The organism is Terriglobus albidus (genome assembly GCF_025685425.1).
GTDB classification, from domain to species: Bacteria; Acidobacteriota; Terriglobia; order Terriglobales; family Acidobacteriaceae; genus Terriglobus; species Terriglobus albidus.
Genome location: NZ_JAGTAS010000033.1, coordinates 1 through 19,047, shown reverse-complemented (window position 1 = coordinate 19,047; position 19,047 = coordinate 1). Strand labels below are relative to the sequence as shown.

Annotated in this window: 11 protein-coding genes; 4 read left to right on the top strand and 7 right to left on the bottom strand. The window is 57.5% G+C overall.

What is annotated here, in order from left to right; all coding sequences use genetic code 11:
• Positions 1–240: 240 nt before the first annotated feature.
• The 6 genes from OHL21_RS06835 to OHL21_RS06815 form a co-directional block, all read right to left on the bottom strand.
• Positions 241–1,695 (bottom strand): efflux transporter outer membrane subunit, encoded by a 1,455-nt coding sequence (locus tag OHL21_RS06835; protein ID WP_263416507.1) that lies wholly within the window; start codon positions 1,693–1,695, stop codon positions 241–243.
• On the bottom strand, positions 1,692–2,939 hold the full coding sequence (locus tag OHL21_RS06830) for an efflux RND transporter periplasmic adaptor subunit (RefSeq protein WP_263416506.1): 1,248 nt from the start codon (positions 2,937–2,939) through the stop codon (positions 1,692–1,694). The genes OHL21_RS06835 and OHL21_RS06830 overlap by 4 nt, the downstream gene beginning before the upstream one ends.
• Positions 2,936–6,106, bottom strand: coding sequence for an efflux RND transporter permease subunit (locus OHL21_RS06825; protein WP_263416505.1), 3,171 nt, complete (start codon positions 6,104–6,106; stop codon positions 2,936–2,938). Before OHL21_RS06825 ends, OHL21_RS06830 begins: the two co-directional genes overlap by 4 nt.
• A 1,126-nt stretch (positions 6,107–7,232) precedes the next feature.
• On the bottom strand, positions 7,233–7,607 hold the full coding sequence (locus OHL21_RS24465; protein ID WP_399257615.1) for an STAS domain-containing protein: 375 nt from the start codon (positions 7,605–7,607) through the stop codon (positions 7,233–7,235).
• Positions 7,608–7,661: 54 nt separating this feature from the next.
• On the bottom strand, positions 7,662–9,068 hold the full coding sequence (locus OHL21_RS06820; protein WP_263416504.1) for an MBL fold metallo-hydrolase: 1,407 nt from the start codon (positions 9,066–9,068) through the stop codon (positions 7,662–7,664).
• Positions 9,069–9,092: 24 nt separating this feature from the next.
• Positions 9,093–9,299, bottom strand: coding sequence for a thioredoxin domain-containing protein (locus tag OHL21_RS06815; RefSeq protein WP_263416503.1), 207 nt, complete (start codon positions 9,297–9,299; stop codon positions 9,093–9,095).
• Between the two features lie 129 nt (positions 9,300–9,428).
• On the opposite strand from OHL21_RS06815, the gene OHL21_RS06810 reads away from it, so the two are divergent.
• Positions 9,429–11,168 carry a winged helix-turn-helix domain-containing protein gene (locus OHL21_RS06810; RefSeq protein WP_263416502.1) on the top strand — a complete coding sequence of 580 codons (1,740 nt, stop codon included), beginning with the start codon at positions 9,429–9,431 and terminating at the stop codon, positions 11,166–11,168.
• Positions 11,169–11,390: 222 nt separating this feature from the next.
• Here OHL21_RS06810 and OHL21_RS06805 read toward each other — a convergent pair whose 3' ends face one another.
• Positions 11,391–11,651 (bottom strand): hypothetical protein, encoded by a 261-nt coding sequence (locus tag OHL21_RS06805; protein ID WP_263416501.1) that lies wholly within the window; start codon positions 11,649–11,651, stop codon positions 11,391–11,393.
• Positions 11,652–11,760: 109 nt separating this feature from the next.
• Between OHL21_RS06805 and OHL21_RS06800 the strand changes: the two genes are divergently transcribed.
• From OHL21_RS06800 to OHL21_RS06790, 3 genes are all read left to right on the top strand, one after another.
• On the top strand, positions 11,761–15,192 hold the full coding sequence (locus tag OHL21_RS06800; RefSeq protein ID WP_263416500.1) for an SMP-30/gluconolactonase/LRE family protein: 3,432 nt from the start codon (positions 11,761–11,763) through the stop codon (positions 15,190–15,192).
• 451 nt (positions 15,193–15,643) lie between these two features.
• Entirely contained in the window at positions 15,644–16,801 is a 1,158-nt protein-coding gene (locus OHL21_RS06795) for a DUF262 domain-containing protein (protein ID WP_263416499.1), read from the top strand.
• A 271-nt stretch (positions 16,802–17,072) separates the two neighbouring features.
• Positions 17,073–18,737 (top strand): FAD-dependent oxidoreductase, encoded by a 1,665-nt coding sequence (locus tag OHL21_RS06790; RefSeq protein ID WP_263416498.1) that lies wholly within the window; start codon positions 17,073–17,075, stop codon positions 18,735–18,737.
• Positions 18,738–19,047 lie beyond the last annotated feature (310 nt).

Genomic DNA, 19,047 nt, shown 5'->3' with positions numbered 1-19,047 from the left:
TAGCGCGAATGCCTTGCTTAAGGGGACGGCTTCAGCCGTCCCATATCGGCATCTTAAAGCAAGCGGCTTTAGCCGCTGAGGTACCAAAGCTATGACCTCAGCGGCTAAAGCCGCGCCTCTTCTAGGCTCTGGTACGGCATGGCTGAAGCCATGCGCTTAAGCAATACATTCGCGCTAATGCGCGAACGGGTGGGAGCCGTGGACTTTAGTCCACGGTTTATCGTCCCCAAAGAGGTTGCTCTAATCCTTCGGCAATTGCGTCGCGTTCCATCCGCCGCCAATCGCGATCTGCAGACCGACACTGGCGATGATTCTGTCGGCGACCAAACCGGCGGCGACGCGTTCATTGGAGAGTTGGATCGTCTGGTTGGTCAGGACTTCGAGATACGGTGCGAGTCCGCGCTTGTAACGAAGGATGGAAAGCTCGGTTGAGCGTTCGGCGCTTGCCACGGCACGTTGTTGTACCTGGGCTTCATCCGCCAGGATGCGGAGAGACGAGAGTTGATCTTCCACATCGCGGAAGGCCGAGAGGACCTGTTGCTGGTAGAGAGCCGCGGCCTGTTCGCGTTCCGCCACCGCAGCCTTTACGTTTGCTTTCCTGCGGCCCGCATCGAAAAGAATCTCGCTTGCCGAAGGGCCTGCGTTCCACAGCGTCGAGCGTGTATTCATCAACGTGGTGATGTCGCTGCTTTCAACACCGCCGTTCGCACCTAGCGTGATGTTCGGGTAGTACGCCGATTTCTGAACACCAATCTGCGCGTTCGCCGCGGCGACACGGCGCTCGGCTGTGGCGATGTCCGGCCGGCGCTGTAGCAGTTCTGAGGGAATGCCAACAGGAATCGCGGGAGGATCACCGGCCAATGGCTTTTCGGCTAGCTTGTAGGTCTGTGCCGGAACTGCGATCAGAACGGCGATCGCGTGTTCCAGCTTTGCGCGCTGCACGCCAAGATCGATCATCTGCGCGCGCGTCTGTTCCAGTTGTGTCTTCGCCTGTTCGACATCGCTCTCGGATGCCAGGCCGCCTTTGCGGCGGTTTTCTGTCAGCGACAGCGTCTGCGTGTAGGCATCTACCGTTGATTGCAGCAGCTTGGTCTGCAGGTCGATCCCGCGGATCTGGAAGTACGTCGCGGCAAGCGTTCCCTGCAGGCTGAGACGCGTATTCGCGAGGTCGGCGGCGGAGGCCTGTGCGGTGGCAGAGGCGGACTCAATCTGGCGGTGGACACGGCCCCAGATATCAGGCTCCCAGCTTATCGAGAGGGGAATCAGGAAATCCCAGTAATAGTTGGGAGCGGTCACCGGACGCAGTGGCCGATAAGACGAGATCCGGTTGCGTGAGGCCGAAGCCCCGATCGACACAGACGGGAAGAGTGCCGAGCGCACACTCTGCACCAGCGCATGCGATTGCTCGTATGCCTGTGAGGCAGCAGCAATGCTCAGGTTGGCACTGGCGCATTGTTCCTCGAGATGATCCAGTTCCGTGTCGCCGTAGACCGTCCACCATTGCCCGCGGTTCTTATCGTCGGCGGGAGCGGCAGCGCTCCAATTACCTTTTGGCGCACCATTGGCGCCGTTCTCCGAATAAGCCGGGGGCGCCTGCACTGCCGGCGCCTTGTAGGCAGGGCCGACCTTGCAGCCGCCCATACCCAGGGCAGCGCCAAGCATTCCTACGGCAGCCAGACTTGTCCTGCGTGTCACTTCGCGCCTCCTGCATTGTCTTGCTTCGGCACCACAACGCGAACAACATCGCCCTCGGCAAGTGAGTCCTGGGGATTGGAGACAACCTTCTGGTCCTCTCGTAATCCGCTCAGAACCTCCACCGTGGTGCCGAAGTCACGGCCGGTGATGACTTTAACCATGTGGATCTTGTTCTGCGCATCAACCGTGGCTACCTGTTGTCCTTCCGCGTTCAGGATCAGGGCAGTGACAGGAATCAGCAGCACCGGGATCTCACCGTTCGACTTCAGGTGAACCTCCGTGTAGCTTCCCGGCAGCAGCTCTCCGGTTTTGTTGTCGACATCCACTTCCACGAGCAATGTCCGCGTGCCGGGATCAACAGCGCTGGCAGTACGTACAAGCTTTCCGGTGAAGGTCTTTCCGGGATATTGCGGCAGCGTCAGCGAGGCTGTCATGCCAACAGTGGCATCGGGCGTGTACATCTGGGGAACATTGATGAAGACGCGCAACTTGCGAATATCTGACAGGTCAAAGACCTGACGGCTGACAACGTTGCTTCCTGAGCCGGCAATCATGGTGCTTCCCGAAGCGGTGATCAGTTGGCCCACATCCAGGTTGCGGGCCGTAATCACTCCGTCGAAAGGAGCGATGATGCGCTCAAAGCCGACCAGCTCCTGCAGCCTGCGAACGTTGGCTTCGGCTGCCTGCACCGCGGCATTTCGCTGCTGGGTCACACTCACGGCATTATCGGTGTCCTGCTGCGAGACGGCGTTGCTGCTCACGAGATCCTGATATCGGTCGGAGGTAACCTTCGCGATGCTGGCATTCGTCTTTGCACTTTCCAGGTCAGCTTTCGCCTGTGCAAGCTGCTGGTCGAGCTCCGGCGTCTCGATCACTGCAAGCAGTTCGCCCTGCTTTACATGAGAGCCGATGTCATGCGTCCATGAACGAACGTAGCCACTGGTTCTGGCGTAGATCGGGGCCAGGGTGAACGCCTGCATGTTGCCTGGAAGCACAATCTCTTTGCCCGCGCCCTGCCGCTTGGGGGCGACCAGATCCACGGTCGGGGCGGCATTGGCTGCGGTGTATCTCTCCAGCTCTTTGTTATCTTTGCCGCGTGTGAGCACGCCGGCCACGGCGCCAATCACCAACAGCAGCAGGACGAAGATTAGACCAAGGACGACATTGCGGGAGCTCCCTTGCTGCGGAATCTGCTCCGGATGCTGCTGCCCGCCACCCATTTGATTTTGCTTTGATTCGCTCATATCTCACTCTCGTCCAGCGTTGGTTCCACGGCCGGCTTGTCGTTGCGATGCATGAAGGAGAAGAACATTGGAACGAAGGTCAACGTTCCGAAGGTCGCCAGCAGCAGGCCGCCAATGACGGCGCGGCCGAGCGGTGCATTCTGCTCGCCGCCATCTCCCAGGCCAAGAGCCATTGGCACCATGCCGATCATCATGGCAAGAGCTGTCATCAGAACCGGCCGGAAGCGTGTGAAGCCCGCCTGCAGCGCGGCGTCGTGCGAGTTCTCCCCCGCGACCATCTGGTCCTTCGCGAAGCTCACCATCAGAATCGAGTTGGCGGTCCCGACACCCATGCACATGATCGATCCGGTCAGCGCGGGAACACTCAGATGGGTGTGCGTCAGGAAGAGGAACCACACAATACCGCAAAGCGCGCCCGGCAATGCCGAGATGATGATGAACGGATCGAGCCAGCTCTGGAAGTTGACGACAATCAGTGCATAGACCAGCACAACGGAGAAGAGCAGTCCAAGGATAAGTCCCTGGAAGGAATCCTTCATCGTCTGAATCTGCCCACGGATAAAGATCTGCGAACCGCGCGGCAGTTCCTTTTGATGATCCGCCACGATCTTGTTAATGCGTTTGGCGACGCTTGCCAGATCGGTGCCTTCCACCGCGCCATCGATATCGATGACCGGGCGTGCGTTGTAGTGGCTTACCGTGGCTTGCTCTGCTCCGCGTTCAATCGTTGCCAGGTTGCCCAGAATCTGCGGGTCCCGGCCGCTTCCATTCAACGCGATGGGGAAGTTCTGCAAGTCCGACAGGTTCTGCACCTTGGACTCCGGCGTTTGCACCGCGATGCTGTAGCTGACGTGGTTCTGAGGATTCAGGAAGAACGTCGGTGCGGTCTGGAAGCTTCCGCTCAGACCGACCAGTATGTTCTGCACCACATCGCGCTCACTGTAACCAACCTGCTGCGCGCGGGTGCGATCCACGTTCACCTTCCAGGCAGGAAGATTGAACGGCTGCTGGATGCGAAGGTCAGCGGTTCCCGGAATCTGGCGGAACTCCCGCATCAAGGTCTCCGCGAACACACGATTCTGCTCGACCTGTTGGCCAACGACCTGGATGTCGAGCTGCGCGGGCAGGCCGAAGTTGAGGATCTGGCTGACCATATCGGTCGGCAGATAGTAGAACTCAACCCCGGGGAACTGTTGCAGCAGCTTCTCCCGCAGCTTCCTGGTGTAGCCGGCGGTGGGATGGTGGTCTTCCGAGAGCGACACCAGGATGTCCGCATCGCCGGTTCCTACAGGAGCGGAGTTGGAGTAGCTGAGATTGATGCCGGAGTAGGGGAGCCCGATGTTGTCGATAATCGAGGTCACTTCTGCCGAGGGAATCTCCTGGCGGATCAACTCTTCCACATGGTCGCAGAGCGCTGCGGTGTCTTCAATTCTGGTGCCGGTATGGGCGCGGACGTGAAGCTTGAACTGGCCTCCATCGATACTGGGGAAGAAGTCCTGTCCCAGGAAGGGATAGAGCAGTGCGATCGATATCACCCAGAACGCGACCATCCCCAGCATGACCGGGACGCGATGATCGACACACAGATGTAACAGTCTCATGTAGCCGCTGCGCAGGTGTTCGAATCCTCGTTCGAATGCCTGGGACATCCGTGTGAAGATCGACCTCTTCTTCTGTGCATGCTCTTCGTGCGGTTTCAGGAGATACTTCGCCATCGTGGGAACGATGGTTCGCGACAGGAAGTAGGAGGCCAGCATGGCGAAGACTACCGCCTCGGCCAAGGGAACGAAGAGGTATCTTGCGACTCCGCTGAGGAAGAACATCGGCACAAAGACAATACAGATGCAGAGCGTGGAGACGAATGCCGGAACCGCAATCTGGGCAGCGCCGTCGAGAATCGCCTGCTCGACTTCCTTGCCTTCCTCGATGTTGCGATTGATGTTCTCAATCTCCACGGTCGCATCGTCCACCAGGATTCCGACCGCGAGTGCGAGTCCGCCCAGCGTCATGATGTTGATGGTCTCGCCCAGGGCGGCAAGCATGAGCAGGGAACAGAGGATGGAGAGCGGAATCGAAACAGCGATGATGATGGTCGAACGCCAACTGCCCAGAAAGACCAGGATCATGAGGGCGGTCAGCGCCGCGGCGATGACTGCTTCCCGAACAACGCCGCTGATTGCGCCACGAACAAATACCGATTGATCGGCGATCGGCTTGACCTTCAACTGCGGCGGCAACTGTGCCAGCACTGCCGGCAGAGCGGCCCGGATGTTGGAGATGATATCCAGTGTCGAGCTGTTGCCGATCTTCTGGATCGTCATCAGCGTTGCGCGTTGTCCGTCGACACGAACGATATTGGTCTGCGGCGGGAATCCGTCACGCGCGTTGCCGATATCCCGTATATAGATGGTGGCGCCGTTGACCGTCTTGATGGGCAGATTGTTCAGCCCATCAATCGTGGAAGGAGAGCTGTTGGTCTCCACCTGGTAGTCCAGGTGCCCCATCTTCGCCGCGCCGGCCGGCAGGATAATGCTTTGCTGCGCGATCGTATTGACCACATCCGCGGCTGACACGCCGAAGGACTGCATCTTCTGGGTATCGAGATCGATCTGAACCTGGCGCTGTTTACCGCCGTAGGGATACGGCATCTGCGCTCCCATAACAGTCGAAAGCTGCGTACGGATGAAGTTCAGGCCAAAGTCGTTGAGCTGCTGCTCGCTCAACCCTTGTCCTGAAAGGCCAAGCTGCAGCACGGGAACGCTGGATGCGTTGTACTGGATGACGAGCGGCGGTGTCGTGCCCTGGGGAAACTGGCGCAGAGCCGTCTGCGCTACCGCCGTTACCTGGGCCACCGACTGCGCGATGTTCACATTCGGGTGGAAGAAGATCTTGATGATCGAAACGCCATTGAGCGTTTGCGACTCGGTGTGGTCGATATCGTTGACCGTCGTCGTCAGGTTTCGCTCAAAGTTGAGAACGATGCGATCGCTCAACTGCTCTGGAGACAGACCGGAGTAATTCCAGATGACCGAGATCACCGGGATATCGATATTCGGAAAGATATCGACCGGTGTCCGAAGCATCATGACCGGGCCAAGAATAAACAGCAGCAACGACAGCACCACGAAGGTGTACGGTCGTCGAAGCGCAAGGCGAACAATCCACATTGGGGGGTCCTCAAGAGTGCAGTTTATGGGCCGCGTCCGGCGAGAGTCTCACAGAATCGTTCGATCCTGTGCCCGCGCTGCAGTCTCAAATGGGAAGACGCATCCACGTACCATCTGGTTTTGAGCTAATTTATTTGAATCAAAAGCAGATAACCGATCATCTGATCTGGATCGCTTTTGGAAGGAAAAGGTCGATAGCCCCATACTCCAGACGATAACAGCCTCTCATGAATCACTGACCTTCGTCATCGCTCCGGGGCGGACCAGAAACAGGACGCCCAGGCCAAGGAGAAGCGCTGAAGGTGCGCTCTATACCAGCCTGGGGCAACGCCCCAGGTATCCGGCACCCACAAAGTGTTAAAGGGCTGAAGGCCCGCCCCATAGTTCCCAATTGACTAGCAGCGAAAGAATTAGACGGAAAGAAAAAATGGCCCTACGAACGATGTGAGCAAAGACTTTCCACCGATGTTGATCATGAGCGGTAGCGACGATCCAGTGAATGTTGGTTGAACCATTCGAGCGGCAGCTCCGTTCGCGCATAGCGCGAATGCCTTGCTTAAGGGGACGGCTTCAGCCGTCCCATACAGACACCCAAAAGCAACGCGGCTTTAGCCGCTGAGGGCGAGACTGTGGGCATAGAGACGAATGAACTATAGAGCGGGCCTTCAGCCCTTTAACACTTTGTGGGTGCGTCGAACCTAGGGCGTTGCCCTAGGCTGGTATAGAACGCGCCTTCAGCGCTTGCCCAGCAGCGATAGACAAACCCCAGTGAATTTAGAAACTTCTTTCTCGTTTCCCCTTTAGTTAAGCGCTTGCTTTTCGGTGGGAGCAGCGGGCTTCAGCCCGCTGATAAAGCCCATTTCGATATTGAGCCGATAGACCACGGGCTGAAGCCCGTGGCTCCCACCCGTTCGCGCAGAGCGCGAATGCCTTGCTTAAGGACACGGCTGAAGCCGTGTCTTACAAGGTGCAAAAGAGTATGGTTTTAGCCGCTGAGGCAAGGCTAGGACTTATCGACAAATTCGCCTTCAGAACTATAGAGCTGGCCTTCAGCCCCAGGCTGATATAGAACGCATCTTCACCCCCAACGAACACATTCGTTGGAGACACCGGTGCCCGAATGCTCCTAGTGTGCCAACGTCATCGGAAGCACGTTCTCCATCCTGGATGCCTTAAACCGATTAAGGACGCGCTGACCTACTCCGGTGACGATGGTATGGATTCCTCTACATCGACACTCCTGACAATGATGGGCGATCAGGCTTAGGCCGGCGAAGTCCATGTAGGGAACTTGCCTGAGGTCGAAGATGTGAACCCCGCATTCCGTATTGCTCGGTGTCGATTCCAGAATATGGTCCAAAGCAACGGGAGAGATAGAGCCGTACATGTGCCGTATGGTAAGTGGGCCTGACAGTTGGAAGATCACCACGCCAGATGCCGAATCTTCGCGGCGCTGGATGCTGAATCGTACGCTATGGGAAGCCTGATGTTCGATCCTCATACTTCTTCCTTTCAAGACATATTGCAGAGCTAAGGTCTACTGTTATTCGGCTCTCTAGGCCACAGCAGGAACCGGGACGGCGGACGGAAGTCCGGCTGCCTTCCAGGCCTCGAAGCCTCCCATCAGGTTGACCACATTCCTGATTCCCGCGTGGCGCAGAATACTGGCGGCAATCGAGCTGCGATAACCGCTTTTGCAGTGCACGACGATGAGCTTTTCTGAAGGCAACTCTCCGAGGCGCGCCTTTAGCTTGCCTAACGGAATATTGAGGCTATCCGGGATTGCGCCGGCTTCTACTTCCGCCATCTCTCGCACATCGAGCACAGTCATGTGATCGGGTTCCTGATTGAGCAAATCGGCAAGATCGATGACAGCGGCCTGCGGAATCGAAGCGAAGTCGAACCCGCCCTTCGCCCAGCCGGTGATGCCGTCTTCCAGGTATCCCGCGACAGATTCCATGCCGACGCGGGCAAGCCTCATCTGTGACTCGCGTATGCTGCCGGGGTCTTCGCCAACAATAATCAGCGGCGTGTCCAGACCAAGAATGCGTGCTGCCCATGAGGCATATTGGCCGGTGAGCGCGATATGAATCGACCCAGGTACGTGCGCCGCGGCAAACTGGGCCGATGGCCGAGTGTCCAAGACAACTGCGCCTTCGTCTTGCAGGTGACGTACCTCCGCGGCGGGCAGTGGCGCAAGCTGCGGCAACTGCGAAAGCTGGCTCGCGCCTTTGCGGTTAAGAGTGACTTCACGGGCGAAATATTCAGGCGCTGCAGCCAGATTGTCCGTGAGCAGATGGATGAACTCTTCACTGCTGCGCGCCTGCAATGCATAGTTGGATTGCCGCTGCTTTCCGATCGTCGACGAGCTCTCCTGGCTCATGTTGCGCCCGCACAGCGAACCCGCTCCGTGGGCGGGATAGATCTCGGTATCGTCGGGAAGCGTCAGCAGCTTTTTATGAAGACTTTCGTAAAGAGCCGCGGCAAGTTGCTGCGGCGTGTGGGTTGGTGAAAGGTCCGGCCGCCCCACATCACCGACGAACAAGGTGTCTCCCGTGAAAATCACGGCCGGCCGTTCCGGCTGACCGCGATCCTGCATCAAGATGCAGATGCTCTCGAGCGTGTGTCCCGGGGTCCGGAGAAAGCGGAGAGAGCACTGGCCGAACTCGATACTGTCTCCGTCTTCGACCGCAATGTGAGGAAACTCAGCTCCAGACCCGGCGCCAAGATAGATCTGTGCTCCGGTGTGCTGGGCAAGTTCGAGATGTCCTGAGACAAAGTCAGCGTGAACATGCGTCTCGATGATGTACCTGATCTTCCATCCGTTCTGGGCGGCGGTTTCAAGATAGATATCCACGTCCCGCTGGGGATCGATCACAGCGGCCATACCTTCGGATGCGACCATGTAAGACGCGTGGGCGAGACAGCCAAGATAGAAGCGTTCGATCTGCACGGTTTGCATGACGATGCCTCCGGAATGGTGCGGTTAGGAAGGTTGCGCCGCAAAGCGCAGATAGAGATTGTTGACCGGATCGATACTGAATCCGATAATCTTGCAGTTCCGCTTCTGGAACTCAGGCCTCAGTCCTGCCAGATAGCCGAGGCCGGTGATGCAGACTCGCCAGTTGCGGAGATGGATGGTTCCATGCACGGTCGCGGCTTCAAGGTCGGGAGCTATGTCATTGATTCTCATGTTTTTAGGGCCTCCCAGTCAGCTTTGCGCGTTGGAGTTTCGCCGCTCCGCGGAAACTCGATGAATCACTTGTACTTCTGCCTCAACAACTTATCCATGCATTCGAGATGAGCAAGAAGTGAGATTTCGATGAGTGACTTCGCTAAGACCCTTCGCTTCGATGCCTTCGAACTCGATATGACGTCCGGGGAGTTGCGCCGCAATGGGGACCGCATCAAGCTGCCGCCGCAGCCATTCCGTGTGTTGGCGCTGTTGGTCAGCCGCAGTGGCGAGGTGCTGACGCGCGCGGAGATCCGGGAACGCGTCTGGCGTGACGATACCTTTGTCGACTTTGAGCAGGGCCTGAACTTCTGTATCCGGCAGATCCGCGAGGCAGTTGGCGACACCGCCGGCACGCCTCGTTTCATTGAAACGCTGCCGCGCCGGGGCTACCGGTTTCTTATGCCCGTGGAGACAGCGGCTCCCGCGGCGCCGAAAAGGCTGACGCGGCTGATCGTTTTGCCATTCCGCATCCTCCGGTCTGATCCGGCCACGGATTTTCTGGCCTTCAGCCTTCCGGACGCGTTGGCGACATCGCTTTCCACCCTCAAGTCGCTGGTGGTGCGCTCCAGCCTGGCGGCATCGCGATTTTCAGCGGCGGATCCCGACTTCAGGAAGATCGCGGCCGAGGCGGATGTCGATCTGATCGTGACCGGAACGCTGCTCGCCGCAGGCGATGAGATCCGCATCGTCGCCCAACTGACGGACGCAGCAAGCGGCACCCTGCTGTGCTCGCAATCGATGCAGACTTCGATCGGCAACGTCTTCCGCCTGCAGGACGAGATCACGGAGTGCGTTGTGAACGCGCTGGAATTGCGGCTCTCGGCCACAGAGCAGCGCATCCTGCGGCAAGACGTGCCGGCCGACGCAAAGGCCTATGAGTATTTTCTGCGCGCCAATCAATTCAGTAACGACCCCAAACAGTGGGAGACGGCGCGAGACTTGTATCTGCGCTGCGTGGATGCCGATCCCTGCTACGCACCGGCGTGGGCACGGCTGGGAAGAATGCACCACGTCATGGCAAAGTTCATCTCTTCCGAGACCCCCGCGGAGCAACGGCGGGCGGAAGCGGCCTTCCGGCAGGCTCTCGATCTGAACCCAGATCTCGGTATCGCACATAAGGGCTATGCACAACTGGAGGTCGATCTGGGGCGTGCGGCCGACGCCATGAAGCGCCTTCTCTCCCGTGCCCGGGATGCGGCAGATCCGGAACTGTTTGCCGGTTTGGTGAGCCCTTTGCGCTATTGCGGCTTACTTGACGCCTCCGTGGCGGCGCACCGTCGCGCCATCGCTCTTGATCCGAAGATCCGGACCAGCGTCCAGCACACGTGGTTTCTGCAAAGAGACTATCAACGCACCGCGAATGGGAAGATCGAAAACGATCCGTACATCGTAGGTCTGTCGATGGCGGAAACGGAACGAAGACAGGACGCAATCCAGGCGTTGCGCTCACTCGAGGAAAAGGTCGCGACCAGGATGGGGCACTTCGCAAGGGCCGCCCGCAGGTTGATCGAAGGCGACGAGGCCGGAAGTGTCGCTGCGGTAGAAGCCATCGTCTCATCAGGGTTCAGCGACCCCGAAGGACTCTATTACCTTACCCGCCACCTGGCTCACCTGAATCAGAGAGATGCCTCCCTCAAGCTGCTTGAGCGCGTGGTTGCGAGCGGTTTCTCCTGCCACCCGGCGATGTTGTCCGATCCGTGGCTGGATTCGATTCGCGTATTCCCGCAATTTTCGGGGCTGCTGGATGAGGTGAAGGATAGAAGCCAAGCCGCCGAGGCCGTGTTCGAATCGTTCGAAGGCCGGCGAACGTTGCATATGGAATCCTGAGCTGTCGCGACATGTTCGAGATTACCCATGCATCGGGTGTCCCATGTCCGGAGTCCCCAACGAACAAGTTCGTTGGGGTGGTGTCCCTCATGGGACATCGGACCTTCGAGCGAAGCTCGAATTGGGTGGGAGACGCGGGCTTCAGCCCGCGGACTATCGGCTCAATATAGAGATGGGCTTTAGCCCTGGGCCTTTTTCCTGACGCATAGAGAAGGCCCAGGGCTAAAGCCCAATTTCTTTTGATGCTTTTATCAGCGGGCTGAAGCCCGCTGCTCCCACCGTCTCAGCCGCATTGAGTTTTACTCTGCGAAACAAACCCCGTTCTTGTAGCGGGACTGATGAAGCGTCTCCTTGAAGAACGCGCACTTCAAGAAGATCCACGCTGCTGTTGGGAATTCCTTCCATGAAATAAGCAAATTCCGGCAAGAAGAACCAACGCAAAATGAAACGCATTTCACCCGGGAAGTTAGCTAAGGCTTCCATATTGACTCGCCTTTACAGCGCACATTAGAAGGCTCGTGGAATTTACAACATCACCGTGCTAAAGCCTTCCGGCCATGAATGAAAGTGCCGAAGGCTTAGGAGAGCCCCTATGCTTCCGAAACGAGGTTGGCCGGCATTGTTCGCCATCGCCTGTCTTTTCCTGCTGCTGATAAGCGCGACGATCAGCCCTGCTCAAGTGACTTACACAACAACGTGGGTAGGTAACACGTATTCGACTGTACCCACGTATGTGGGCAATGCCATGCGGTCCATGTGGGTGGCGCCTGAAGGCGTCCTCTATACCGCTTCCATGTGGGACGAGAGCCAGGGAAGCATCAACATCTATCAGAACGCCCAAAAGACAGGCACCATCGGCGCGCATGGCGAAACGATGGGTGGGGCGATCAGTGGCGACAGCACCAATCTCTTCGCTGCGCTGCAATACAACAGCAGCCTCGGAGGAAGCGGCTATATTGGCCGTTACAACCGCAGTACTCACGTGCGTGACCTGACATGGGCGGCGAGTACAGATAAGACCGAGAAACGCGCGGACGTCATCACGGGAATCGCCGACACGGGCACGTTGGTCTATGTCAGCGACCATCCAGACAACCTGGTGCGTTGCTATACGACGGCCGGTGTGTGGCAATCGGACTGGACCCTCACCGATCCCGGCGCGATTGCGGTCGACGGATCGGGAAACGTATGGGTTGCACAAATGAACGAGGGGACGATCCAGGAATTCTCTTCGTCGGGGACCGTGTTGAACACGATCAGCATGGGTTCCAGCGCGCGGCCTTCAGCGTTGTACTTTGACAGCGCCAATAACCAGTTGATGGTCGGCGATCAGGGGCCGAACATGAACATTCAGATCTACGGCAACCTGTCGAGCACGCCGACACTGGTTGGAACCTTCGGTGTACAGGGCGGATATCTGGACACCACCGCCGGAGTCAAGGGACAGACCGGTAGCCAGCGTTTCACACGCATCGTCGGCATCGGGAAAGACAGCGCTGGAAACCTGTACGTCCTCAACAATCCCTGGGGAGGAACCTGGGATCTGGGGCGCAACGGCAAGACCGATCTTCACGCCTACAACAGCTCCGGAGTACTGCAGTACACCCTGCAGGCACTGAACTTCGAAGGCAATGCCGCGTTCGATCCCAGTACCGACGGCGCCTACTTATACGGTGGCCAGGATGTTTTCTCAGGTACAGGCGGCGGAGGATACGTTGGCAACAGTGTCGATGCGCTCGACTATCCAACGGATCCGCGCGTGGACGTGACCAACAACAGCCGGGGATTCGACTTCGGCATCATGACCAGCGTCAACGGCCATCGCATCCTCGCGTCCACTGGCCAGAATCCTGATCTCTTCATCTTTTCTTACTTTCCCACCGGCCAGTATGCGTCGGTGCCTTTCGGCACCCTGCCGGGCCAGACAAGCCCGGCGGGCTACACCAACTATTTCAATACCCTGGCCCGTGTCCGAAACGGGTTTTGTCTCGATACGAACGGCGATATCTGGGTGGGCCTGGACAAGACCAACGCGATCACCCATTACCCGCTGACGGGTTTTGATGCCAACGGCAAGCCGATCTACGGAACGCCGACAACCACACCGACTCCGTCGACGATCGCGCCGCTGGCCGGCATTGAGTACATTCCGTCCACCGACACGATGGTCCTGATGAACGGGAACGGCACTGATTGGACCTCACTGGGCGGCCGGGTCGAGGTGTACCACGGTTGGATGGCCGGCAACACCACTACTCCCAACCAGGTCATCAATCTGAAGACGACGCAGAATCCGAAGGGGCGCGCAGCGGCCGGCAACTATCTGTTCATCTCGTATGTCCACACCGTGCCCGATATCGATGCCTATAATCTGACGACCGGCGCCAACGACCTCACGATGACCACTGCCAACTCCAACGTGGCGGTGGGCAACGATGTGGATTCCATGTACGGCATTCGGGCTTACCAGGCGAGTAATGGCGACTACCTGATCAGCAAGGACAATTACAACCAAAACTCGATCGTCATTCACAGGATGACTGTCGGCACTCCGACGCCTGACTTCAGCATCTCGGATACACCGAGTTCGCAGACCGTAACGCAGGGGAACAGCACCACCTTCACCACGACGGTCAACGCACTGAACGGCTTTACCGATACGGTGAATCTGAGCGTGAGCGGACTGCCAACCGGAGCCACCGCCAGTCTTAGCCCCACGTCGGTCTCCGGCTCGGGAAGCTCGACGCTGTCCGTTACAACAGCGACGACAACTCCCGCAGGTACGTACACCCTGACGATTACGGGCACTAACGGCACCCTGACGCACACCGGGACAGTGACGTTGATCGTGCAGGCTCCGGCGGACTTCAGCATCTCGGATACACCGAGTTCGCAGACAGTGACGCAGGGCAATGGCACGACGTACACAACGTCGATCAGTGCTGTGAACGGTTTCACCGGTACAGTGAGCCTGGCCGTCAGCGGGTTGCCCACCGGAGCTACCGCCAGCTTCAGTCCGGCGTCGGTCTCCGGCTCTGGCAGTGCGACGCTGACGGTCTCGACCGCAACGACAACTCCAGTGGGCACCTACAGCTTGACGATCACGGGCGCCAGCGGCACCCTGACGCACTCGGCGACCGTGATGCTGGTGGTGCAGGGTCCACCTGATTTCAGCATCTCGGATACGCCGGGTTCGCAGACAGTGACACAGGGTAATAGCACCACCTACACCACAACCATCGCCGCGGTGAACGGCTTTACTGGCACGGTGAACCTGAGCGTCAGTGGATTGCCTAGCGGAGCCACCGGCAGCTTCAGCCCGACGTCAATTAACGGCTCGGGAAGCTCGACGCTGACGGTCTCGACTTCGTCGACAACGCCGGCGGGAACCTACACACTCACGATCACGGGCGCCAGCGGTACACTGTCGCACTCGGCAACAGTCACTCTGGTGGTCAATGCGGCCACGGGTCTGCCGACGGGTTGGGCGGATCAGGACATCGGCAGCGTCAGCCTCGCCGGTAGCGCCACCGATAGCGGTGGCACGTATACGGTGAACGGTTCCGGCAGCAGCATCAGCGGTACCGCCGATCAGTTCAACTATGCGTATCAGACAGCGGGCACCAGCTACACCATCACTGCCCGCGTGGTCAGCATGAGCAACACCAACAGCGGAGCGCAGGCAGGTGTGATGATCCGCGAAACGCTCGCCACGGGCTCGGCGATGGCGAACATCAATGTCACGCCGTCGAATGGCGTTACATGGGTCACTCGCACGTCCACCGGTGGAAGCACGAGCGGCAGCAGAACCGCCGGCCTCGTGGCTCCCTACTGGGTTCGTGTCGTCCGCAACGGCAGCACCTTCACCGGGTACTACTCCTCGGATGGAGTGACGTGGACCCAGCAGGGCACGGTCACTATCTCGATGGCGAGCAGCGTGTACATCGGACTGGTCGTCAGCAGCCGGAACAACGCTCAGTTGTGCTCGGCAACCTTCGATAACGTGTCCATCACCGCGCCTTAGTCTGAAGAAGGGGCAGGGCAAACCACCGAAATCTCGTCCGTGCTGGGCGAGATTTCGGTGCTTAAGGTTTGCTGGGACGTATCGATGAATCCGGCCGCAGTAGACACTCGTTGCCCCATTCTTCGCGGTTTCATCGCGAAGGGTGGGGTATCGCGCTTGGCGCGACCGTATTTCTATATCCCTAACATCGGTTGAGAAGGGTAAGGCGAGCCCATGTCCCCGAGGGACATGGGCGCCCGGGGCAGGGGTTATCGCGAATTGGGTCGATACGCACTAAGGGCGAAGTAACGAAGTGAAATTTGTCCCGGGCGAAGTCAACAACGAAATATCGGCAAATTTTTCGCCGTAACTCAAAGGGTTGAAGCAGGGTGGCGTAATATACTTCACCAATCAATCTTGGTCACAAATGGGGCATGATGAGCCCGCATCCAGACCCTCAATCCGGAGAACTATGAAATACGCGAATCGTGAGATGAAGATTGACCAGATCATCGGTTACTTCAACGAAAAGAAGATCAATCTGATTCCTCCATTCCAGCGTGGTTCTGTTTGGACCATCGCGTTACGCCGCAAGCTCATCGAAAACATGGTGAAGGCACGTCCGATTCCAGCTGTGTTCTTGTACAAACAGGACGCAGGGGCTCAATTCAACTACAACATCCTCGACGGAAAGCAGCGTCTTGAGAGCTTGATTTTGTTCGTTGGTAATAGGCGAACGGGAATGAAGCTGAGCAACCTTGAGCACTACTTCTACGGAAAGCCGGCCCGCGAGCATGCAAATTTTGAAATTGACCTGAACGGCAAAGGTGTCACGTTTGAGAAATTGGATGACAGCCTCGTTCGGAGTTTCAGAGAATACGCCATTCCTACTATCGAGATTGATCTGGATGACGAGGAGGCTTCTTTTGATGAAGTTGTGGATCTCTTCATCGATATCAATCAGCAGGGCGTAAAGGTCAGTCGATTTGATGTTGTTAAGGCGTTAGGAAATGATCCTCTTTTCAAACAGGTATTTAGTCTATTCGCTGTGAAAGAACTTAAAAAGCGATCTGCTTATTACCGGGCTAGGGCCAATAGCTACTCTTATGTCTTACAGAGGCTAAACATCATAAAGCGGCTACCTGACAAAAATTCTCAGGTGGATCGAATGTGGGAGCGCCTCACCGAGATAGCTCTATTCGCGAGAACTTACCAGCATCGTGCACCCGCCGAGATATTGAAGGCGTTCATCAATCCAGCCAAGGATAAGAATAAGAAACTCAAAGAGTATGAACTCGTCCGCATGCGGCGTGCTTTTGGTTTCCTAGAGGCGGCATATAGGTCCAATCCTGCACTTGCAGAGACTAAGTTGGCGACGGATCAACCTCAGTTCTATACACTTATCACTACACTTGTATCAACTGATCTTCTCGATACCTATAGCGATGAGGAGCTGCGAAAGAGAATATTTGCTGCGTCCCAAGTACTCGATGGCGAGGAATCACCAGGAAAGCTGAAACGAGATGTTTCGGAGTACCAAGCTGCAGCTACCAAGCAAACAACCCACCCGGCGCGAAGGGAAACCCGTCAAAGAGTACTTCTTCGCGCGTTGAAAGAAGCGAAGATATAGGTTGAATGAGCCATTCTCAATGGGAATTTGAGAGCTTCGCCCGCCCTGTCCGCCCTGCTTAAGGGGACGGCTTCAGCCGTCCCGCATTGACGTCTGAAAGAAGGCGGCTTTAGCCGCTGAGGTCAAACTTAGAGCGTGTTGACAAATTCTCCCTGGGCCTTTTCTTGATGGACAGAGGAACCCAGGGCTTAAAGCCCATTTCTATTGAGCCTATACACCGTGGGCTAAAAGCCCACGGCTCCCACCCAGTTCGCGCATAGCGCGAATACCCATGTCCCCTAGCGGACATGGGGCACCCGGTGCATGGGCTCCATCGCATCCGCCGGATCGCACCGGCACCAACATTCCTTACAATCCGGGCCACTTTTCCAGGCAGAATTCCATCCTATCCATCGTGGATCTGGACTCCGGTACAACTCGACCTCTCTGGATAGATGGCGTCGAACTTCCGTCTGTGGGTACGCTACAGGACAGTATTGTGACCGATGTCTGCGTAGTCGGGGCCGGGATCGCGGGTTTGACCACGGCTTACCTGCTGTCGCGTGAAGGTGCGAAGGTAGTCGTCATTGACGATGGTCCGCTGTGCGGTGGGGAGACCGGCAGAACGACCGCACACCTCTCGAATGAAATTGACGACTCTTATCAGGAACTCGAATCCCTGCACGGACCTGAGGGCGCGAAACTCGCCGCGGAAAGCCACACGGCTGCAATTGCGCTGATCGAACGGATTGTGCAGGAAGAACAGATCGACTGCGACTTTGTTCGCCTGGACGGCTATCTTTTCAACTCTGTCGATGGTGACGATGCCTACATCGATAAGGAATTTCAGGCTGCATGGCGAGCTGGCTTGAATCCCGAGCGGCTGCCGCACGCTCCCCTTCCGTTTCCTACAGGCGCGTGTCTTCGCTTCCCGAATCAAGGCAAGTTCCACATTCTCAGATATCTCCGCGGAGTAATTGCTGCGATTCAACGGAGAGGAGGTGAACTGTTTACCTCCACCAAAGCCGTCGACGTCTGCGATGGATTTCCAGTGCAGGTGCGGACGGAACATGGATACACGATCGAAGCCGGGTCGGTGGTCATTACAACCAACTCGCCTGTGAATAATCTGTTCGTGCCTCACACGAAGCAGATGGCGTATCGAACCTACGTTTTAGGTGCACGCGTCCCGCAGGGAAGCATTCAGGACGCCTTGTATTGGGATACTCTCGATCCCTATCACTACCTTAGGACGCAACGTCTCTCCGGCGAAACGGGATGGGAGCTTCTCATTGTCGGTGGCGAAGACCACAAAACGGGGCAAGAAGATAATCCAAACGCACACTTCCGGGCGCTGGAAGAGTGGACACGTGAGCGCTTCACGCAGATCAAAGACATCGCATACCGCTGGTCGGGACAAGTACTGGAACCCGACGATTATCTTGCGTTCATCGGCCGAAACCCCGGCGACCAGAATATCTATATAGCAACTGGCGACAGCGGCATGGGTATGACCCACGGCACGATTGCAGGGATGCTGATCAATGACCTCATCCGGGGCCGCGAGAATCCATGGGCAAAACTGTACGATCCATCCCGCAAGACTCTCGGTGCCTTGGGAGAATGGACGCGCGAAAACCTGAATGTTGCGGCTCAATACGTCAAATGGCTATCGAGAGGAGACGCGGAGTCCCCTCAGGCCATCGCGCCTGGTGAGGGTGCGGTCATTCGGGAAGGCGGCAAACCCATTGCATGCTATCGCGAGCCTGATGGACGGCTGCATCGTTACTCCGCCGTTTGCACGCATCTGGGCTGCATCGTCTCGTGGAACGCTGCGGAGAAGACCTGGGACTGCCCCTGCCACGGATCCCGCTTCGCAATAGACGGCCACGTGTTGAATGGGCCGGCAATCGCCCCCTTGAAAAGCGCCGAGCAGGATACCAAGCGCGCCGCCTGAGGAGCATGCAGACGGCCCCGAGTTCGGAAGCAGGTCGGGAAGGGTGGTGGAGTCGTTGCGCGGCGCGCAACCGTTTCGCACCGCATGGTGCGAATGCCTTGCTTAAGGGGACGGCTTCAGCCGTCCCGTCCCGGCACTAAATACATGCGGCTTTAGCCGCTGAGGCCGATATCGGAAATTTGACCTCAGCGGCTAAATGTGAAGTTTCAATAGGTTATTGTCCATCTGACCGAGAACGAAGAAGCTGATTGTGAGAGCAATCCAAAATCTTCGGAGGCCAGATGGACTATCACCATCATGCCCGTTTGAC